Consider the following 20,981-nt stretch of genomic DNA (forward strand, 5'->3'; position numbering starts at 1 on the left):
CTATGAAAGCCGCCGAAATCCGCGAGAAATTCCTCAAGTTCTTCGAATCGAAGGGCCATACGATCGTTCGCTCGTCGAGCCTTGTGCCCGGCAACGATCCGACACTGCTCTTCACCAATTCGGGAATGGTGCAGTTCAAAGATGTGTTCCTCGGCGCGGAGTCGCGTCCATATTCCCGCGCCACGACCGCGCAGCGCAGCGTGCGCGCCGGCGGCAAGCACAACGATCTGGAAAACGTCGGCTACACCGCGCGTCACCACACGTTCTTCGAAATGCTGGGCAACTTCTCGTTCGGCGACTACTTCAAGCGCGACGCGATCCACTACGCGTGGGAGCTGCTGACAGGCGTATACCAGCTGCCGAAAGACAAGCTGTGGGTCACCGTCTATCACGAAGACGACGAAGCGCACGACATCTGGGCGAAAGAAGTGGGCGTGCCGGTCGAGCGCATCATCCGTATCGGCGACAACAAGGGTGCGCGCTACGCGTCGGACAACTTCTGGCAGATGGCCGACACCGGCCCGTGCGGCCCGTGCTCGGAAATTTTCTACGATCACGGCCCGGACGTGTGGGGCGGCCCCCCGGGGTCTCCTGAAGAAGACGGCGACCGCTACATCGAGATCTGGAATCTCGTGTTCATGCAGTTCAATCGCGACGCGCAAGGCAACATGACCCCGCTGCCCAAGCAGTGCGTCGACACCGGCATGGGCCTGGAGCGTATCGCCGCCGTTCTGCAGCACGTGCACAGCAACTATGAGATCGACCTGTTCCAGGCGCTCATCAAGGCTGCGGGCCGCGAAACCGGCGTGAGCGACCTGACCAACAACTCGCTGAAGGTGATTGCCGATCACATTCGCGCGTGCTCGTTCCTGATCGTCGACGGCGTGATTCCGGGCAACGAAGGCCGCGGCTACGTGCTGCGCCGGATCGTGCGCCGCGCGATCCGTCACGGCTACAAGCTGGGCAAGAAGGGCTCGTTCTTCCACCGCATGGTGGCGGACCTCGTCGCGCAAATGGGCAGTGCGTATCCGGAACTGAAGGAAGCCGAGCAACGCGTGACCGACGTGCTGCGTCAGGAAGAAGAGCGCTTCTTTGAAACCATCGAACACGGCATGTCGATTCTCGAGAGCGCGTTGGCCGACCTCGAAGCCAAGGGCGGCAAGACGCTCGACGGCGAACTCGCATTCAAGCTGCACGACACCTATGGCTTCCCGCTGGATCTGACGGCAGACGTGTGCCGCGAGCGCGAAGTCACGGTCGACGAAGCCGCGTTCGACGAAGCCATGGCGCGTCAGCGCGAACAGGCTCGCGCGGCCGGCAAGTTCAAGATGGCGCAAGGCCTCGAATACTCGGGCGCGAAGACCACGTTCCACGGCTACGAAGAAATCGTCTTCGACGACGCGAAGGTAATCGCGTTGTATGTGGATGGCGCATCCGTGCAGGAAGTGAGCCACGGCCAGCAGGCGGTGGTCGTGCTGGATCACACGCCGTTCTACGCGGAATCGGGCGGCCAGGTCGGCGACCAGGGCGTGCTGGCCAACGCGAGCGTGCGCTTCGCGGTGAGCGATACGCTGAAGGTGCAAGCCGACGTGGTCGGTCATCACGGCACGCTGGAGCAGGGCACGCTGAAGGTGGGCGACGTCGTCAAGGCGGAAATCGACGCGGTGCGCCGCGCCCGCACGGCCCGCAACCACTCGGCCACGCACTTGATGCACAAGGCGTTGCGCGAAGTGCTCGGTTCGCACGTGCAGCAGAAGGGATCACTCGTCGACGCGGACAAGACCCGTTTCGACTTCGCGCACAACGCGCCGATGACAGACGAGCAGATCCGCCGCGTCGAGGAAATCGTCAATGCCGAAGTGCTGGCGAACGCGCCGGGCATCGTGCAGGTCATGCCGTTTGACGAAGCCGTGAAGGGCGGTGCGATGGCGCTGTTCGGCGAAAAGTACGGCGACGAAGTGCGTGTGCTCGACCTGGGTTTTTCGCGTGAATTGTGCGGCGGTACGCACGTGCATCGCACCGGCGACATCGGCCTCTTCAAGATCGTGATGGAAGGCGGCGTGGCGGCGGGCATCCGTCGCGTGGAAGCGATTACGGGCGACAACGCCGTGCGCTTCGTGCAGGATCTCGACGCGCGCATCAATGCGGCCGCTGCCGTGCTGAAGGCGCAACCGTCGGAATTGACGCAACGTATCGTCCAGGTGCAGGACCAGGTGAAGTCGCTGGAAAAGGAACTGAGCGCGCTGAAGTCGAAAATGGCGTCGAGCCAGGGCGACGAACTGGCCGGTCAGGCGATCGAAGTCGGCGGCGTGCACGTGCTGGCGGCTACGCTCGAAGGCGCGGACGTGAAGACGCTGCGCGAAACCGTCGACAAGCTGAAGGACAAGCTGAAGAGCGCGGCGATCGTGCTGGCATCGGTCGAAGGCGGCAAGGTGAGCCTGATCGCCGGTGTCACGGCGGACGCCAGCAAGAAGGTCAAGGCAGGCGAACTGGTGAACTTCGTCGCGCAGCAAGTCGGCGGCAAGGGTGGTGGCCGTCCGGACATGGCCCAGGCGGGCGGCACCGAGCCGGCGAATCTGCCGGCGGCACTGGCCGGCGTCAAGGGCTGGGTCGAAGGCCAGCTCTGATTCGAGCATGATTGGGCCACACCGCGCGCCGCAGTTCGGGCGTGCCGTGTGGCCTGAGTTTTTTAGGTCTGTCACGCCAGTTTGTTCATTGGCGTGGCGCCCCGCCTCGCGAGGATTCCCTCGTAGTTCACCTTCGCACAATTGATCTCATGCCGCGCCGCGCAGGCATAATCGCAACCGCAACCGCAACCGCAACCTCAGCCACAGCCACAGCCACAGCCACAGCGGCAAGATCAGGAAGCACCTTCCGCCGCAGTTGCTGGCTCAGGCAAATTCGCAGCACTTTCCCGAGTCACCATTGCCTGCTTGAGCGCGTTCAGTGCGGACGAAAAATGCCCGCGCCGCCACACGAGCAATGTCTCGATCTCGCCGATATCCGGTAGCTCATGCACCGCGATATTGCTGGCGTCAGCCTGCAAATCCAGCACCGATCGTGGCGCGACCGCCACTCCCGCGCCGGCGGCCACGCAAGCCACGATCGCGTGGTAGGAGCCCAACTCCAGCACGCGCGCGGGCCTCACGCCGTGTTCCAGATACCACTTCTCGATATAGGCCCGGTAAGCGCAACCGCGCTCGAACGCGATCAGCGTTGACAGCGCAATGTCCCGTACGTCGTGGATCGGCCGATGCCCGCGGGGCGTCAGCATCACCAGCTCCTCCCTGAACACAGGCACCGACTCGAATAATTCGCCGAGCGCGGCGGGGTCCAACGGCGTTGCCACCAACGCCGCATCCACTTCGAATTCGCGCACCCGCTCGATCAGCTTGCCGGTCGTGCCGGTTTCCAGTTCCAGTGCAACTGCGGGCCACCGCTGGTGGTAATGCGCGAGCAACGCGGGAAGACGCGTTGCCGCGACGCTTTCCATCGTGCCCAAACGCAGGCGCCCGCTCGGACGATCCTCGCGCACCGCGTGACGCGCCTCGTCGGCGAGCGCGAGCAGCCGTTCAGCATATGGCAGCAGCGTCTCGCCGGCCGGCGTCAGCACGAGACGGCGGCCGTCGCGGATGAACAGGTCGGTGCCCAGTTGCTCTTCAAGCTGCTTGATGCGCGTGGTGACGTTCGATTGCACGCGGTTGAGCTTGGCAGCGGCGCGCGTCACGCCGTTTTCCCGCACGACGGCGCGAAAAATGGTCAGGGCGGCCAGATCCATGATTCTCTCCTGGCGATTGGTGATATCCGAATTATTCATTTTTCGTGATCGAAAGGTCAAGCTATCATGAATTCAACCATTCCGATCCTGCTAACGGCATCTATCACCGCCCGCTCATGAACGAATTCGCCTCCATTGCGCGCGGCAGCCTAGCCGGGCAACACGCCGCCCGCCGCACCGCGCTTGCCTGCATGGTCACACTGGCCGTTGCGCTCGGCATCGGCCGATTTGCGTTCACGCCGCTCCTGCCGCTGATGCTGCACGGCGGCGCATTTGGCCAGCCGCAGATCGACATTCAGCATGGTGGGTGGCTTGCGTCGTTCAATTACGCGGGTTATTTCGTCGGCGCGGTCAGTTGCGCCGCGCTGCGGATCGAGCCGGCGCGCATGGTGCGCGCGGGGCTTGCGGCGACGGTGCTGCTGACGCTGGCGATGGGCGTGACGAGCCAGTTCTGGGTATGGGCGGCGGTACGCTTCCTCGCCGGCGCGGTCAGTGCGATGACGTTCGTTTTCGCATCGCAGTGGGGCTTGCGGCGGCTCGCCGAACTCGGTGCGCCGGAGTGGGGCGGTGTGATCTATACGGGGCCGGGTGTGGGTATCGTCGGAACGGGTCTGCTGGTCACGGTGGCGGATGGGTACGGGCCCTCGACGGGGTGGCTCGGTTTTGGGCTTGTCGCCGCAGTTCTGGCGATTGTGGTTTGGCCGGTTTTCACCGGTCGCGGGAATGAGCGGGGTGCTCGCCAGGTGGACAGCGATGCCGCGCCCGCCGAGACTCCCGCCACTCCGGCCCCCGCCCCAAGAAGCCACGCCCTCCCCACCACCACCCGTCCCGCCGACGCCCTCTGGCTCATCCTCCTCTACGGCATCCCCGGCTTCGGCTACATCATCACCGCGACTTTCCTGCCGGTGATCGCGCGTCACGCGTTGCCCGGCTCGTCCTGGCCGGACCTGTTCTGGCCGATGTTCGGCGCGGCGCTAATCGTCGGCGCACTGCTGGCCGCGCGTTTGCCGGTGCATTGGGACAATCGCAAGCTGCTGGCCGGCTGTTACGTGCTGCAGGCGTGCGGCATTGCGCTCGGTATCGTCTGGCCGACAGCAGGCGGCTTCTCATTCGGCAGCATCCTGATCGGCTTGCCGTTTACCGCGATCACCCTGTTCGCGATGCGCGAGGCGAGGCGTCTGCGTGGCGACGACGCTGCCGCGCTGATGGGTTATGCGACGGCGGCCTATGGTGTCGGTCAGATCGTCGGCCCGCTGGTCGCGGCGCCGATTGCCGCACAGAGCGGGTCGTTTTCGCCGGCGCTGTGGCTGGCGGCGACCGCGTTGCTGGTGGGCGCGGCCGGGCTGATCGTCGTCGCGCGCATGACTCGTGGCCGTGGCCGCATGCCCGATTGCGGCTGCAACTGAGCGCGTATCGACGCGACCGCCCCCGCCGGCCCGCAACCGGAAAACAAATAACCGAAGGGCGCACTAAAATGACCGCTTTCCCGTCATCTCAGCGCGCCTGTCGCCGGGCGCGCCGCCAGCCATGCAACATTTCGCGTCCGACAACTATGCCGGCATCTGCCCCGAAGCGCTCGAAGCGCTGATCGCCGCCAACAACAGCGGCCACGAGCCGGCCTACGGCGACGACTCCTGGACCAACCAGGTATGCGACCGTCTGCGTGAGCTGTTCCAGACCGACTGCGAAGTGTTCTTCGTATTCAACGGCACGGCCGCCAATTCGCTGGCGCTCGCGTCGCTATGCCAGTCGTACCATTCGGTGATCTGCCACGAACTCGCGCATATCGAAACCGACGAATGCGGCGGACCGGAGTTCTTCTCGGGCGGCTCGAAACTGCTGACGGCGCCGGGCGTCGGCGGCAAACTCACGCCGGACGCGATCGAAGCGGTGGTCACACGCCGTGCCGACATCCACTACCCGAAACCGAAAGTCGTTACGCTGACTCAATCGACGGAAGTCGGCACGGTCTACAGCGTCGAGGAAGTGCGGGCGATCGCGGCGATCGCCAAGCGGCGTCATCTGAAAGTGCATATGGACGGCGCGCGTTTCGCCAACGCGGTCGCCGCGCTGGACGTGCATCCGTCGGAGATCACGTGGCGCGCGGGCGTGGACGTGCTGTGTTTCGGCGGCACCAAGAACGGCTTGCCGGTCGGTGAAGCGGTGGTGTTCTTCGATCGCGCGCTCGCCGACGATTTCGCCTACCGCCTGAAACAGGCGGGCCAACTGGCTTCTAAGATGCGCTTTATTTCCGCGCCGTGGCTGGGTCTGCTCGATAACGACGTCTGGTTGCGCAACGCGCGTCACGCGAATGCGATGGCGCAACTGCTGCAAACGCGGTTGCAGGAAATTCCGGGCGTGAGCATCATGTTCCCCAGAGAATCGAACGCGGTCTTTGCGCAGTTGCCCACGCAAGCCGCCAAGGCCATGCGCGCGCGCGGCTGGAAGTTCTACGAATTCATCGGTGCGGGCGGTTGCCGGCTGATGTGCGCGTGGGATACGCAGCCGGAAACGGTCGAACGGTTCGCCGCCGAGGTGCGGGAGTTGTGCGCGGCGTGACCCGAACGCCATTCCCCAGAAGTCAGACACAATCACACAAAACAAACGGGACGTCTCTCTCACGCCATGACCGAATACCGATTCTGCCCACGCTGTTCCACGCCGCTGATCGAGCGCGCCGATGAAGCGCATGAAGGCGGGCGCATCCGCCAGACCTGCCCCGATACCGAGTGCGGCTACGTCCATTGGAACAACCCGCTGCCCGTGGTGGCGGCGATCGTCGAATACGAAGGCAAGATTCTGCTGGCGCGCAATGCCGCGTGGCAGGAAGGCGTATTCGCGCTGATTACGGGCTTCCTCGAAAACGGCGAGACGCCGGAAGAGGGGATTGCCCGGGAAGTCCTCGAGGAAACTTCGTTGCACGCGGAGACGGTCGAGCTGATCGGCGTGTATGAATTCATCCGCAAGAACGAGCTGATCATCGCGTACCACGTGAAGGCATACGGCACGGTTGCGCTCTCGCCGGAATTGCTCGAATACCGGCTGGTCGAGCCGGCCAGGTTGCGGCCGTGGCGCGCGGGCACCGGCCAGGCGCTCGGCGAATGGATGCGGCGGCGCGGCTTGCCGTTCGAGTTTGTCGAAAGGCCCGGGCAGTAACGGACCAGGCAGCAGGTAAACGAGCTCGCGCTCAGGGAGGAGCACGGCATGGCCTATATTTTCTATCTGACCCACATCCATCTCGGCTATGACGCGCTGTCGCAGTTGCCGTCGGAATGCGGACGCGTCGGCATCAAGCGGCCGCTGATCATCACCGACAAGGGCGTGGTCGCAGCGGGTCTCGCGCAGCGCGCGCTCGACGCGCTGAAACTCGGCGACGTCCCGGTCTTCGACGACACGCCGTCGAACCCGACCGAGGCGATGGTGCTCGCGGCTGCTCAGATGTACCGTGACGAAGGCTGCGACGGCCTGATCGCGGTCGGCGGAGGATCGTCCATCGATCTGGCCAAGGGCGTAGCGATCGCCGCCACGCATCCAGGCGCGCTGACGCAATACGCGACCATTGAAGGCGGCAGCCCGAAGATCACGGCCGCGGTCGCGCCGCTGATCGCGGTACCCACCACGGCGGGCACGGGCAGCGAAGTCGCGCGCGGGGCAATCGTGATCCTGAACGATGGCCGCAAGCTCGGCTTTCATTCGTGGCATCTGTTGCCCAAGTCGGCGTTGTGCGATCCGGCGCTCACGCTCGGCCTGCCGCCGGGGTTGACGGCGGCCACCGGCATGGACGCGGTTGCGCACTGCATCGAAACTTTTCTCGCGCCGGCCTTCAATCCTCCCGCGGACGGCATCGCGCTGGACGGCTTGGAGCGCGCGTGGGCCAACATCGAACGCGCGACGGCGGACGGCAGCGATCGCGACGCGCGCCTGAACATGATGAGCGCTTCGATGCAAGGCGCCATGGCTTTCCAGAAAGGGCTGGGCTGCGTGCACTCGTTGTCGCATCCGCTGGGCGGCCTGACGGTGAACGGGCGCACGTCGCTGCATCACGGCACGCTGAACGCGGTTGTGCTGCCCGCAGTGCTGCGTTTCAACGAGACGGCGGACAGCGTAGTGGCCGAGCGCCGCTATGCAAGAATGCGCCGCGTGATGAATTTGCCGGAGAATGCCGATCTCGCCCAGGCGCTGTTCGACATGACCGCGCGGCTCGGTTTACCGACCGGCCTCAGGCAGATGGGCGTCGACGAAAGCATGTTCGACAAGGTGATTCAGGGTGCGCTCGCCGACCACTGTCACCGCACGAATCCACGCGAAGCGACCGCCGACGACTACCGCCGCATGCTGAGCGAATCGCTCTGAAAAAACAATCGCCGCGCACCGCGCACGACAACGCTAAAGATACTCACGCCAGCATGAACAAACCCGTACCCGTCGCGCGCACCGCCTACCGGCATTTCCTGCCGATCACCACGCGCTGGATGGACAACGACGTCTATGGCCATGTCAACAACGTCGTCTACTACAGCTACTTCGACACGGTGGTGAACGAGTATCTGATCCGCACCGGCGTGCTCGATTTCGAGCATGGCGCGACGATCGGGCTGGTGGTCGAGACGCACTGCAATTACTTCGCGCCGCTGGTGTTTCCCGAGCGGATCGAAGCGGGCCTGCGGGTGGTGCGGCTCGGTACGTCGAGCGTGCGCTACGAAGTGGGGCTTTTCAAGGAGGGCGAAGATCAACCCGCCGCGCAAGGACACTTCGTGCATGTGTATGTGGATCGCGTCACACGGCGTCCGGTGAGCTTGCCCGCCGAATTGCGCGCGGCGCTCGAACCGCTGTGCGTCGCCGGCCAGGCGGAATAGGCGCGTGCAGTCGTTCGTCGTCAATCTGCTCAACGGTGTCAGTTACGGCCTGTTGCTGTTCATGCTGTCGGCAGGCTTGACGCTGATTTTCAGCATGCTCGGCGTGCTGAATTTCGCGCACGCGGGCTTCTACATGCTGGGCGCGTACGTCGGCTTTTCGGTGGCGGCGCGCGCGGGATTCTGGAGCGCGCTGGTGATCGCACCGCTGGTCGTCGGGCTGATCGGCGCGGGCCTGGAGCGCTGGCTGTTGCGGCGCGTGCGCGTGCACGGCCATCTCGCGGAATTACTGCTGACGTTCGGCGCCGCGTATCTCCTCGGCGAACTGGTCAAGCTCGGCTGGGGCTTGAGCCCGCTTTCCGCGACGGTGCCGGCCGTGCTCGACGGTCCGCTCTTCACCGTCTACGGCGCGGCGTTCGCGCGCTATCGGGCGTTCATGATGGTGGTATCGCTCGCCATGCTGGGCGTGCTCTACGCGGTGTTGCGCGTGTCGAAGGCGGGGCTGATCGTGCGCGCCGCGCTCACGCACGCGAGCGCCGTCGAAGCGCTCGGCCACAACGTGCCGCGCGTGTTCACCGGCGTGTTCGCGGCCGGCACGGCGCTCGCCGCGTTGGCCGGCGTGATCGGCGCGCCGCTCTTCGTGATCGAACCGGGCATGGCGGAGTCGCTTGGCTCGATCGTGTTCGTGGTGGTCGTGATCGGTGGACTGGGCTCGCTGAGCGGGGCGCTGGCGGCGTCGCTGCTGGTTGGCTGCGTGCAGACGCTGGCCGTGGCGAGCAATGTGTCGCTGGGCGACGTACTGTCGCTATTCGACGCATCGCTGCCGGCGCAATGGGACGCGCTGACGCTCGCGCAACTCGCGCCGCTGATTCCGTATCTGCTGCTGGTCGCGATGCTGGCGCTGCGCCCGCGCGGCCTCTTCGGGCGGCGCGACGACCATGCGTGACCCAGTCGCATCGTCCGCGCTGTCCGCGACCGCGCCGCGTGCGGTCTGGCGCGTGCTCGCGCCGTGGCTTGCGCTTATCCTGTTCCTCGCCGTGCCGCCTTTTGTCTGGCCGCAAAGCTGGCTGCTCGCCTATCTCGCGCAGACCGCGACGATGATCGTGTTCGCGCTTTCCTACAATTTGCTGCTCGGCGAGACGGGACTGCTGTCTTTCGGGCATGCCGCTTATTCCGGCCTTGGCGCACTCCTCGCCGCGCAGGTGTTCAACCGGATCGGCGTGCCGCTCGTGCTGTTGCCGTTGGTCGGCGGCATCGGCGGCGCGCTGTGCGGTGTGTTGTTCGGTTTCGTCTCGACGCGGCGTGCCGGCACCGCCTTCGCAATGATCACGCTCGGTCTCGGCGAACTCGTGGCCGCCGCCGCATGGACGCTGCCCAACTGGTTCGGCGGCGAAGCGGGCGTGGCGATCGATCGCGCGAGCGGAGCGTCGTGGGGAAGCTGGAGCTTCGGTCCGGCGCGCGAGGCGTATGCACTGATCGTCGTGTGGTGTCTGCTCGCGAGCGCGGCGATGTTCGCGCTCTCGCGCACGCCCTTCATGCGCGTTGCCAATGCGGTGCGCGACAACCCGGTGCGGGCGGCGGCGATCGGCTGTTATCCGCGCCGCATCCGTTACGGCGTGGTGGTGGTGTCGGCGTTTTTCGCGGGTATCTCGGGAACCTTGGCGCTGATCAACGTGGAACTGGTGTCGACGGAAAGCGTCGGCATGATGCGCTCGGGCGCAGTGTTGATCGCCACGGTGATCGGCGGCACGGCGGTGTTTTTCGGTCCGGTCGCGGGCGCGGTCGTTCTGACGTTTTTCAGTGTCGCGGTGGCAAGCGTCACGCGCGCATGGCTGTTCTATCTGGGACTCTTCTTCATCGTGGTGGTGGTGATTTCGCCAGACGGGCTCGCGGGTTTCGTGCAGCGGCATGCCGCGCGTGTAGCCACGCACGGCTGGCGACGATGCCGCGCAGCTTACCTGTGGGGCACGGCGGCCGCACTGCTGTGGGCGGCGGCCGTCGTGCTCGCGGTGCAATGGGCGTACGCCGTGCAATTCGGATTGGACGACGGCGGGGTCTTTAGCGGCACCGGCGGCGCCGGCGGCACGGGCGCGCTGGTCTGGCTGGGCGCGTCGCCGCTCACGCTCGGCGCCGCGCTCATCATGCTGGCCGCGCTCGGCGGAGTCGCGGCGCATTACGCGATTCGCGCGCAGGCGCGCCTCGCAGCCACGCTTTCGAGCGCCACGCACACCGACGGAGACGCGCGATGATCCCGGCGCTCGCGCTCTACGGGATCGAAAAACGTTTCGGCGCTACGCAGATTCTGCGCGGCGTCGATCTCGCGGTTCAGCCCGGCGAACGCCACGCGTTGATTGGTCCGAATGGCGCGGGTAAGTCGACACTCTTCAATCTGATCGCCGGCGGCGCGCGGCCGAACGCCGGGCGCATCGATCTGTTCGGCGCCGAGATTACGCGCCTTGCGCCGGCCGCGATCACGCGCCGCGGACTTGCGCGCAGCTTCCAGAACACCAGCGTGTTCACGCGGCTCAGCGTGTTCGACAACCTGCGCTGCGCGGCGCTGCTGGCGGAGCGCGACCGCACGCGCTGGTGGCAGCGTTTCAGCGGATCGCGCACGGTCGACGCGCGCGCGGCACAGGTGCTCGACGCGGTTGGCCTGAGTGCGCGCCGCCACGCTCAGGCGGGTACGCTCAGCTATGCCGAGCAACGCGCGCTCGATCTCGGCATCGCGCTCGCGGGCGGCGCGCATACCTTGCTGCTCGACGAACCGACTGCGGGCATGAATCGCGCGGAGGCGGCGCATGCCATCGAACTGATTCGCGAGACCACGGCGGGCCGCACGCTGCTGATGGTCGAGCACGACATGGACGCAGTGTTCGCGATCGCCGATCGCATTTCCGTCCTCGTGCAAGGGCGCATTATCGCGAGCGGCACGCCGGCGGCGATCCGCGCCGATGCGGCGGTGCGTGCCGCGTATCTCGGCGAAGGGTTCGGGACATGAGCGCCTTGCTCGACATTCGCGGACTCAGTGCGTGGTACGGCGCGAGCCAGGCGTTGCACGGCGTGACGCTGCGCATCGAGGCGGGCGAAGTGCTGGCGCTGGTCGGCCGCAACGGCTCGGGCCGGTCGACACTCGCGCGCGCGATCATGGGCCTCGTGCGCAGCGAAGGCGAACTGCGTTTTGCGGGCCGCTCGCTCGGCGGTCTGCGCACCTTCGAAATCGCGCGTCTCGGGCTGGGTTATGTGCCCGAACATCGCGACGTCTTTCCGACGCTAAGCGTGCACGAGAATCTTCAACTCGGCGTTGCGCCACGCGAGCGCGGCCGTGTGCCACGCTTCACTTTCGACGACGCCTATGCGCTTTTTCCCGTGCTGCGCGAGCGCAAGCGCACGCGCGCGGGGGCGCTGTCGGGCGGCGAGCAGCAGATGCTGACGCTCGCGCGGGCACTGCTCGGCGATCCCGATCTGCTCGTGATCGACGAACCGGGCGAGGGTCTCGCGCGTCTCGTGATGGAGCAGGTCGCCGGATGTTTGCGGGCGCTGCGCGATCGCGGTGTGGCGATGCTGCTGATCGAACAGCGGCTCGTGATCGCACAGGACATCGCCAGCCGCGTCGCGGTGATGGGGCATGGCGAAGTGGTGTTCGACGATGCGCTCGCGTCGTTCGTGCAGAGGACTGACGTGATGCGGGAATGGCTCGGCGTCGGTTGATCGGGGCGCTGACTCGCCGGGTTTTATTGCAGCGCCGCATGGTGAAGGATGATCGCTTTGCGGTCCTGCTGAATGCCTCGCGCGTCGGTTGGCGAGCGCATTGCGTGCGCGGCACCGGAATCGCGCCGGACATGCCGTTTGAATCTCATTTGCCAGTGCGCCGCTCAGGCCGCGCGCATGCGGCTTTCCGATGACGCGTCACGGCGATTCAAACGCTTGATCGTTTGGTGAGCGTCCTCCAGAAATCTTGTCGGCAGCGCGCTGACAAATAAAGACAATCGGGTAAAAGACGCGCGACGGCGGCTTGCTGTTTAAAGCCTGCGTATGCGCGACTCACCATGCCGTGCCCGGCGCGCGAAAGACGCGTCGCGGCTCCAGGAGGAGACATCATGAGATACAGACGCGCGTTGGATGAGGTGTCGGCGAATCATGCGCCGATGCCGGCTTCGCACGAGGCAAGCCCCAAGCGCGCCTGGCGCTCGCCGATCAGCGCAGGCGCCGCGCTGTTGACGGCGGCGTTGCTGATGTCCGCCTGCGCCGATGCCAGTTCGACGATGGGCGACGCGGCGTCCGCACCGGCAAATCCCGCGAACAAGGCAGTTGATGTGGCGAGCAACAACGTCAGCACGAGTGACAGCCGTGGAAACGGCAACGGCAATTCCAACGCCAACGCCAATTCCAACGCCGCCGCCACGGATCCCGCGCTCGCCACTCAACCTGGCGCCTCTACACGTCGTCCCACACTCGAACTGGCCAAAGCCAAACAGCTAGCCGCGGAACAAAGCGTCGCGGCGCGCGTGCCATCGGCGAGCGGCCTGACCGAAAAGCGCAGCCGCCCGCTGACGCTGCGCGATTCCGGCATCGACGGTTCGCTGATGTTCGCGCGCGACGTGGACTTCCGCGTGACGGGCGACATCGGCTTCATGATTCACGACATGGCGGCGACGCTAAGCCCGGCGCGCGCCGGCCAGCCGATCGTATTCGACGATCCGACCAGCGTCACGATCAACGTCCACCGCGGCCATGTCACGCTGGACAGCGCCAAGCTCACCGCGATCTTCAATCGCTATCTGTTCCAGTATCAGGGCTCGCCGCTGCGCAATATGCGCGTCGTTCCGCAAGAAGGCGGCAACTTGCGCATTACCGGCGAGATGCATCGCGAGACATGGGTGCCGATCGTGCTGAGCGGATCGCTGTCGATGCGCAACACCGCGGAACTCGTGTTTCACGCCGATCATGTCGAAGTGGCTGGCGTGGGCGCCGACAAGCTGATGCAGGCCGCCCACGTGAAGATGGCCGACCTGCTGAAAGTGGACACGCCGATCGCGCGTCTAGACGGCGACGACGTCGTGATGCAGGTGGCCAAACTGACGCCGCCGCCCGCGCTGCATATGACGATCACGCAGATCGAGACGAGCGCGGCGGGCGTGCGCTTCACGCTCGACGACCGGAGCGTGCCCAACATCGTCTGGCCCGCGACGATGCCCGCGCGCGGCATGCTGGTGCAGGGCGGCGACGTCAAATTCATGCGCTCGATGCCGATGAACATCGACATGGCGCTCACGCCGATCGACAACAAAGCACCGTTCGTGCTGGATCTGTATCACTATCGCGAGCAGATGGCGGCCGGTTTTTTCACCTTCGACGAAGCGGGCGCGCTGGACGTGCATCTGCCGTCGTATACGACGCTAGCCAGCGCGGACAAAGACAAGGACTCGCCGACGCAAACCGGCAGCGCGAGCGCGCGTTATAACGACAGCTTCATTCGCGCCCAGCAGGCAGCGCTCGCGCAGGCGCGGCTCGTGTGGCAACGCGTGCCGCAGACCGTGCAAACCGCCGCGGTGGCGCGCGCGATTCCGGTCGGCACACGCGCGGCGTTTTCCGGGCAGCGCATGGCGACGCCGGGTTCGGCGTTCAGCGATGAGCGCCATTCGCCGGGCCCCGCGCCGCTGATTCACGTCGAGAACGTCGACTTCTACGTGGCGGGGCGCATCGGTTTTCATGTGCGTTCGCTGGACGCGCAGATGGTGCCGAAAAAGCCGGGACAACCGGTCGATCTGGACGATCCCGATCAGTACGATATCCGCATTATCGGCGGCGAGGTCGTGGAGCCGTGGCCCGCCATGGCGGCGCTCTTCAACGACTATCTGCTCGACTACGAGCCGCGTTCGCTCAACGACCTGCAGCTGAAACCCGTGGACGGCAAACTCGAAGTGACAGGTGGCATCAAGTTGTGGAATCACTTTCCTGGAGTCTGGCTGCCGACCACGATGAGCGGCACGATCGTCGCCAAAGACGAGCGGCACCTGGTGTACGAACCGACTTCGGTGAAGGTGCTGGGCGTGCCGCAGGCCGGCTTGCTGCGCGCGCTGGATATTCCGCTCGCCTCACTCACGCCGTTCACGCGCAAGGGTGTGGCGCTCAAGGGTAACGAGCTGGTGTTCGATCAGTACACGGTGTTTCCGCCGCCGGTCCTGCAAGGGCGTCTCGCCAGCGCGACGGTTACGGATGAAGGCCTCGTGCTGAAGTTCAAGCGCGATAGCAACGTCGCGGCGGCAAGGCCGCCTGCGGGCGCGGGCAAGAGCTTCGTCTGGATCGAGTCCGGCGACGTGAAGATGTTCAATTCGCTGGTGACGAATACGCGCACGTTCATCGAGGACAGTTCGAACCCCGGCGTCATGAAGTTCGATCTGTACGCTTATCGCAAGGACGTGTCGAAGGGAACCGTGAGGATGGGCGAGGATGGCGGCCTGGATGTCGATCTGGCCGTCAGGAAGTAGCGTGGCTCAACTGGAGCCCGTTTGAAATTGGTTGAAGCCTGCGCGATGCCGTCTTGATGCGCCGCGCAGGCCGCAAGTTCAAGCGTCCTTATTGATGATCCACTCGTGCGCCGGGTCATTGCGGAAATGCCAGGTCCGTTTGCCGCCTGCCATGACGTTCAGATAATACGAGTCATAGCCATACGGCACGACCACGGGGTGATAGCCGCGCGGCACCATGACGACGTCGTGATCCTCCACCGCCATCGACTCGTCGATATCGCGCATGTCGGTGTACACGCGCTGGAACGCAAACCCTTGCGGCGGATCGAGCCGGTGATAGTAAGTCTCTTCGAGCGAACTCTCGTGCGGCACGTTGTCGGTATCGTGCTTATGCGGCGGGTAGCTCGAAGCATGTCCGCCAGGCGTTCTGACTTCCACCACCAACAGTGATTCGGCGGGCTCGGTCTGCGGAAGAATATCGCAGACATATCGCGTATTCAGGCCCTTGCCGCGTGTCGAGCGCTTCATCGAAGCGGGCTCGATCAACCTCGCGGGATACTTGCCTTCGGCAGGCGCGCTCGCCACGCCGATCTCGGCATCGCGGCAAGCGCGAACCGTCGCCCGCACGTTCGGCGGCAGATACACCGCATAAGGCGCGGCGTCCTCGAACACGCTGTCACGCGAGCCGAGGGAACGCCAGGTCGTCTCCGCGGTTTCGATGTCCACTGTGCCGGTGAGCACGACAATGCACACTTCGCGCGTTGACTCGTGCACGTGCACCACTTCGTTCGTGCCGAGGCGGTAAGCGGCAAAACCTACATATCGCCAGCAGGCCGACTCCGGTGTCACTCGCGCGATCGTTTGGCCTTCGCGCTGCGCCTTCACCAACAGACTCATGCTGCCTCCTGCCCGGTCTTGTTCGCGGCGTCGAGCGGTGCATCCACCAATGCGCGCAACGTCTTGTAGCCCTTCTGCGCATACTCGAACGAAGGCGCCACGACAGGGTCCTGTTCGGCTTCGACCACCAGCCAGCCGCGGTAACCGTGCCGCTTCAATCGCTCGATGATCGCCGGGAAATTCACCGCGCCGTCGCCAGGCACCGTGAAGGCGCCGGCGATCACCGCGTCCAGAAAACTCCAGTTGCGATTGCGCGCGAGTTTCATCACGGCGGGGCGCACGTCCTTGCAATGCACGTGGCAGACCCGTGCGATATGTTTGTCGAGCACGGCGAGGGGATCGCCTCCGGCAAACGTGATGTGTCCCGCGTCGAACAGCAGGCCGACGGCGTCACTGGTGCGCGCCATCAACTGATCGACATCGGCAGGCGTCTCGACATAAGCGCCCATGTGATGATGGTACGCGAGCCGCACGCCGCGGCTTAGTGTATAGCGCGCGAATTCGTCGACACGCTCCGCATAAGCGGCCCATTGCGCGTCGCTGAAAAAACGCGGCCGTTGATAAAGCGGCTGCGGCGCGCCCTGAATCGAATCGGCGACCTCGCCGTACACCATCGCGGTCGCGCCGTTTTGCGCGAGCAACTCCAGATGCGGGCCGACGGCGGCGATTTCCTCCGCTACGCTTTGCCGAGCGAGACGTCCGGAATACCAGCCCGAGACCAGCGCGAGATCGTATTGCGCGAGCAGCGTCTTCAGCGCCTGCGGCTCGCGCGGAAACTTGTTGCCCAGTTCGAAGCCTTGATAGCCGATCTGGCGGCCTTCCGTCAGCGCCACCTCGAGCGGCGTCTCGCCGCCGAGCGAAGGCAGATCGTCGTTCATCCACGAGAGCGGATTGATGCCGATACGTACGTCGAAAGCAGTCATGCGGGCGTCCTCATTCGTTGTCGGTGGGGCCGGCGTTTGGCGCGGAGCTGGACGGTTCGGCGCGTGCCGCGAGTTGGGTTTCGTATTTCGCACGGGCGTCGCGTACCGCGGGGCGCGCCGAGACTTCCGGCACGGCCACTTCCCACCACCAGCCGCCGTCGTCCGTGGTGCGGGCAGCGTCGGTATCGATGCTGATGACATAGGTGCGATCGGCCACGCGCGCGCGTTGCAACGCAGCTTCGAGTTCGGCGACGTTCGCCGCGTGTTCGGCCTGCGCGCCCAGGGCGCGCGCATGGGCGGCGAAATCGATCTTGGGTGGGCCGAGCGGGCCCTGCTTGCAGTCTTCGAGCAGGTTGTTGAACGGCGCGCCGCCGCACGCCTGCTGCAAGCGGTTGATGCAACCATAGCCGCGATTGTCGAGCACCACGACGATCAGCTTCGCGCCGATCATCACGGAGGTCGCGATCTCGCTGTTCATCATCAGATAGCTGCCGTCGCCGACCATCACGATCACTTCACGCGCGGGCCGTGCGAGCTTGACGCCGAGTCCGCCGGCGATCTCGTAGCCCATGCACGAATAGCCGTACTCGACGTGATACGAGCCCGGTTTGCCGGCGCGCCACAGTTTATGCAATTCGGCGGGCAGGGTGCCGGCCGCGCAGACGACGATATCGTTCGCCGGCGAGCTTGCGCTCGAACGCTGTATCGCGCCGATTACATCGCCCTCATAAGGCAGCACGCTGTCGCGTTGCGGCGCATGGGTGAGCGTGCTCACCGTATCGCGCCAGCCCGCCGCGAGTTTGTGTGCGCGCGCGGTCCAGGTGCGATCGGCGTGCCAGCCTTGCAGGGGTTCGGCGAGTGCATCGAGCGCAAGCCGCGCGTCGGCTTCGACCACCAGCGCGCGATGCTTGAGGCCGTCGAAAGCATTGACGTTGATGGCAATCACATCGGCTTGCGTGAACAAGGTGTTCGAGCCGGTCGTGAAGTCCTGCAAGCGCGTGCCGATCGCCAGCACGCAATCGGCGTCGTGCGCGAGCGCGTTCGCGGCGGGCGAGCCCGTCACGCCCAGCGCGCCCGCGTTCAACGGATCGTTCCAGGCAAGCGACCCTTTGCCGGCCTGCGTTTCCGCGACCGGAACGCCGTGCGCGGTGGCGAAACGATGCAGTGCATCGGAGGCGCGGCCGTAGAGCACACCGCCGCCCGCGACGATCAACGGCCGCTTGGCCTGCCGCAGACGCGCGAAGGCGGCCTCGATTTCGTCGATGCGCGGCGCGGGCGAATGAAACGTGACGATGTGCGGCTTGAAGAAGTCGACGGGGAAATCCCATGCCTGCGCCTGCACGTCTTGCGGCAACGCGAGCGTGACCGGTCCGCACAAGGCGGCGTCCGTCAGTACGCGCACGGCGCGCGGCAGCGCATTGAGCAATTGCGCCGGATGCACGATGCGGTCGAAGTAGCGCGACACCGGCTTGAGCGCGTCGTTGGCGGAGACGCCGCCGTCGTGGAAGTCTTCGAGCTGCTGCAATACAGGATCGGGTGCGCGCGAGACGAAGATGTCGCCGGGCAACAGCAGCACCGGCAAACGGTTCACGTGGGCCAGCGCCGCCGCGGTCACGAGGTTGGTGGCGCCCGGTCCGATCGACGTCGTGACGGCCATCATGCGGCGGCGGAAATGCGCCTTCGCATAGGCGATCGCGCTGTGCGCCATCGCCTGTTCGTTATGGGCGCGCAGAGTCGGTAATTCGTCGCGGTGCTGATACAGCGCTTCGCCGATCCCCGCCACGTTGCCGTGGCCAAAGATGGCGAACACGCCGCCGAACAGCGGATCGGTACCGTGGCCGTCCTCGGTCGCGACGCGTTGCGCGGCGAGATAGCGGACCAGCGCCTGCGCGGCCGTCAGGCGCACCGTGCCGCCCGAGCCCGTGCGAGCAAGGCTGGCGTCGTTGGCGGACGCCGCGTCGTGATGCATTACGCGCTGATTCATGCGGCCTGCTCCTGATGGACGTGGTGGGTCGCGCCCGGTTGCGTGGCGCTCGCGCCACGTGCTGCGCGCCACGAAGCGATCAACGTTTCGAAGGTGCGGCGCACGCGCGCGATCAATTCGTCGTCGCTGATTTCTCCGGCCAGCCATGCATGGCTCGGTTCGTGGAAGATCGTGCGCCCGACCGTGAAGCCGCGGCATGTCGCCGATTGCGCCGCCGCGCGAAAACCCTCGTTCAACTGTTCGACGGCCGCCGACAAACCGAGCAGGACCACGCCGCGGCAATACGGATCACGCTCGGCGATCAGCGCGTCGACGTTGCGCCATTGCGCGGCGTCCATCGGTTCGAGCTTCCACCACTCGGGATAGATGCCGATGTTATACAGGCGCTTCAATGCGCGATACACGGTGTCCGGCGCTTGCGGCAAATGCGCGTGCTTCGGCGGGATCACTTCGAGCAGCAGTTCATGGCCGCTTGCCTGCGTCGCGTCGTAGAGCGCGCGCAATTGGGCTTCCTGTTCGAGGCGCTGCTCGATGGGTTCGTCGGGATGAAACTGCACGAGGCATTTGACGATATGTTCCTGCGGCCAAGGGATCAGCGTGGTGCCGATCGAACGGCCATGATCGAACACGAGCGGCACCGAGCCCGGCAGTTCCACCGGCCGGCCGATCCACCAGCCGCGGCCGGTGGCCGCGTTCAGCGCGTCCTGGCCGTAGCGGTCGTCGATCAGCACGCCGATGCGGTTTTGCAAACCCAGCGCGCGCTCGGTTTGCGCGACGGCTTCCACGAACAGGCCTTTCAGTTGCGCAATGCGCGCGTCGTCGGCGCCGGTTTGCTGCGCGAGTTCGAAGAACTGGTTGCGGTGGTCGAAGGCGAAGCCGAGCACTTCGTCCCATTGCTTGCGGGCCGGCGAGACGCGATGCAGTCGTGCGAGGCGCGCGTCGCGATCCGGGCGGCGCATGCGCTGCGGATCGGCTTTGGCTTCGCGCAGGAAGTAGTCGAGTTCGGCGGGCGTCGGCATGGCCGGTGCGCAGCCGTGACGTGACACGACCAGCGCGCCGCTCGCGTTCGCGGCGCGTGCGCACGCTTCGAGCGGTTGATCGCGCAACCAGCCGGAGAGAAAGCCCGAAGCGAACGCGTCGCCGGCGCCGAGCACGTTCAGCACTTCGACTTCCACGCCGCCTTGAATCGGCACGTCGTCGAGCGAGGCCGGCACCGCGCCGTCGATAATCTGACAGCCCAGCGGTCCGCGCTTGAGCACCAGCGTGGCCGGCGTGACGGCGCGCACCATCGCGAGTGCGTCGACCAGTTCGGTCTTGCCGCCGGCAATACGGAATTCTTCCTCGGTGCCGATCACCAGATCGAACAGCGGCAGAATGCGCTGCAAATGCGCGGTGACGCCTTCGCTCGCGACGAAACGCGTTTCACCGTCGGCTTTGCCGGTGAGACCCCACAAGACCGGACGGTAGTCGATATCGAGCACGGTGCGCACCTGGTTGCGGCGTGCGTAATCCAGCGCGCGGCGGCTCGTGCGGTTCACCTGCTCGGCGGAAAAGTGCGTGCCGGTAATCAGCAGCGCTTTCGACGACGCGATGAAAGCCTCGTCGAAATCCGCTTCATCCACTGCCATATCCGCGCAGTTCTCGCGGTAGAAAATCAGCGGGAACGTGTCGCGGTCTTTCAGGCCGAGCAGCACGAGGGCGGTCAGGCGCTCCTGGTCGATACGCACGTGGCTGACGTCGCAGCCCTCTTTGGTAAGCGTCTCCGTGAGAAAGCGGCCCATATGATCGTTGCCGACGCGTGCCAGCATCGCTGACGCGAGACCGAGGCGCGCGCAACCGAACGCGATATTCGCCGACGATCCGCCGAGATACTTCGCGAAGCTCGACACGTCTTCGAGCCGCGCGCCGACCTGCTGCGCGTACAGATCGACGGCGAGGCGCCCGAGGCAGACGATGTCGCGGCTGCGGCCCGGCGCGAAGCGGCTGGCCGCCGTCGCCGGGGCGGACGTGTTTGCGCTGGATGTGCTGGAATGATCCATGAAGTTTCCTGAATAGCTGAGCGCGGTGGCCGGCGCA

At 65.5% G+C, this 20,981-nt stretch carries 16 protein-coding genes; 11 read left to right on the plus strand and 5 right to left on the minus strand.

Annotated elements, in window-relative coordinates; all coding sequences use genetic code 11:
• The first annotated feature begins 2 nt into the window (after nucleotides 1-2).
• Nucleotides 3-2,627 (plus strand): alanine--tRNA ligase, encoded by a 2,625-nt coding sequence (alaS, locus tag P0D70_RS26425; protein WP_408186628.1) that lies wholly within the window; start codon nucleotides 3-5, stop codon nucleotides 2,625-2,627.
• Between the two features lie 233 nt (nucleotides 2,628-2,860).
• Here alaS and P0D70_RS26430 read toward each other — a convergent pair whose 3' ends face one another.
• On the minus strand, nucleotides 2,861-3,778 hold the full coding sequence (locus tag P0D70_RS26430; protein ID WP_408186629.1) for a LysR family transcriptional regulator: 918 nt from the start codon (nucleotides 3,776-3,778) through the stop codon (nucleotides 2,861-2,863).
• Nucleotides 3,779-3,894: 116 nt separating this feature from the next.
• Here P0D70_RS26430 and P0D70_RS26435 point away from each other — a divergent pair, with 116 nt between their 5' ends.
• From P0D70_RS26435 to P0D70_RS26480, 10 genes are all read left to right on the plus strand, one after another.
• Nucleotides 3,895-5,184, plus strand: a complete 1,290-nt coding sequence (locus tag P0D70_RS26435; protein ID WP_408186630.1) for a YbfB/YjiJ family MFS transporter — start codon at nucleotides 3,895-3,897, stop codon at nucleotides 5,182-5,184.
• Between the two features lie 121 nt (nucleotides 5,185-5,305).
• Entirely contained in the window at nucleotides 5,306-6,337 is a 1,032-nt protein-coding gene (locus tag P0D70_RS26440; protein WP_091792638.1) for a threonine aldolase family protein, read from the plus strand.
• Between the two features lie 66 nt (nucleotides 6,338-6,403).
• On the plus strand, nucleotides 6,404-6,934 hold the full coding sequence (locus P0D70_RS26445) for an NUDIX domain-containing protein (protein WP_091792639.1): 531 nt from the start codon (nucleotides 6,404-6,406) through the stop codon (nucleotides 6,932-6,934).
• A gap of 48 nt (nucleotides 6,935-6,982) precedes the next feature.
• A complete protein-coding gene (gene gbd / locus P0D70_RS26450) occupies nucleotides 6,983-8,131 on the plus strand; it encodes a 4-hydroxybutyrate dehydrogenase (RefSeq protein WP_408186631.1) in 1,149 nt (382 codons plus the stop codon).
• 53 nt (nucleotides 8,132-8,184) lie between these two features.
• Nucleotides 8,185-8,634 carry an acyl-CoA thioesterase gene (locus P0D70_RS26455; protein WP_408186632.1) on the plus strand — a complete coding sequence of 150 codons (450 nt, stop codon included), beginning with the start codon at nucleotides 8,185-8,187 and terminating at the stop codon, nucleotides 8,632-8,634.
• A gap of 4 nt (nucleotides 8,635-8,638) precedes the next feature.
• Nucleotides 8,639-9,577, plus strand: coding sequence for a branched-chain amino acid ABC transporter permease (locus tag P0D70_RS26460; RefSeq protein ID WP_408186633.1), 939 nt, complete (start codon nucleotides 8,639-8,641; stop codon nucleotides 9,575-9,577).
• Nucleotides 9,570-10,880: a branched-chain amino acid ABC transporter permease gene (locus P0D70_RS26465; protein ID WP_408186634.1), complete on the plus strand. Its 1,311-nt coding sequence runs from the start codon at nucleotides 9,570-9,572 to the stop codon at nucleotides 10,878-10,880. Before P0D70_RS26460 ends, P0D70_RS26465 begins: the two co-directional genes overlap by 8 nt.
• Nucleotides 10,877-11,629 carry an ABC transporter ATP-binding protein gene (locus P0D70_RS26470; RefSeq protein ID WP_091792643.1) on the plus strand — a complete coding sequence of 251 codons (753 nt, stop codon included), beginning with the start codon at nucleotides 10,877-10,879 and terminating at the stop codon, nucleotides 11,627-11,629. Before P0D70_RS26465 ends, P0D70_RS26470 begins: the two co-directional genes overlap by 4 nt.
• Nucleotides 11,626-12,339 carry an ABC transporter ATP-binding protein gene (locus P0D70_RS26475; RefSeq protein ID WP_408186635.1) on the plus strand — a complete coding sequence of 238 codons (714 nt, stop codon included), beginning with the start codon at nucleotides 11,626-11,628 and terminating at the stop codon, nucleotides 12,337-12,339. The genes P0D70_RS26470 and P0D70_RS26475 overlap by 4 nt, the downstream gene beginning before the upstream one ends.
• A gap of 389 nt (nucleotides 12,340-12,728) precedes the next feature.
• Nucleotides 12,729-15,119: a hypothetical protein gene (locus tag P0D70_RS26480; RefSeq protein ID WP_408186636.1), complete on the plus strand. Its 2,391-nt coding sequence runs from the start codon at nucleotides 12,729-12,731 to the stop codon at nucleotides 15,117-15,119.
• A 78-nt stretch (nucleotides 15,120-15,197) separates the two neighbouring features.
• Here the strand turns inward: P0D70_RS26480 and iolB are convergent, their stop codons facing one another.
• The 4 genes from iolB to P0D70_RS26500 are packed head-to-tail and all read right to left on the minus strand — an operon-like array spanning nucleotide 15,198 to nucleotide 20,944.
• Nucleotides 15,198-15,998 carry a 5-deoxy-glucuronate isomerase gene (iolB, locus tag P0D70_RS26485; RefSeq protein ID WP_408186637.1) on the minus strand — a complete coding sequence of 267 codons (801 nt, stop codon included), beginning with the start codon at nucleotides 15,996-15,998 and terminating at the stop codon, nucleotides 15,198-15,200.
• Entirely contained in the window at nucleotides 15,995-16,921 is a 927-nt protein-coding gene (gene iolE, locus P0D70_RS26490; protein ID WP_408186638.1) for a myo-inosose-2 dehydratase, read from the minus strand. Before iolE ends, iolB begins: the two co-directional genes overlap by 4 nt.
• Before the next feature lie 10 nt (nucleotides 16,922-16,931).
• A complete protein-coding gene (gene iolD / locus P0D70_RS26495) occupies nucleotides 16,932-18,905 on the minus strand; it encodes a 3D-(3,5/4)-trihydroxycyclohexane-1,2-dione acylhydrolase (decyclizing) (protein ID WP_408186639.1) in 1,974 nt (657 codons plus the stop codon).
• A complete protein-coding gene (locus tag P0D70_RS26500) occupies nucleotides 18,902-20,944 on the minus strand; it encodes a bifunctional 5-dehydro-2-deoxygluconokinase/5-dehydro-2-deoxyphosphogluconate aldolase (RefSeq protein WP_408186640.1) in 2,043 nt (680 codons plus the stop codon). Before P0D70_RS26500 ends, iolD begins: the two co-directional genes overlap by 4 nt.
• Nucleotides 20,945-20,981 lie beyond the last annotated feature (37 nt).

Origin of the sequence: Paraburkholderia sp. RL17-381-BIF-C (assembly GCF_046026435.1) — a bacterium.
Classification (GTDB): domain Bacteria; phylum Pseudomonadota; class Gammaproteobacteria; order Burkholderiales; family Burkholderiaceae; genus Paraburkholderia.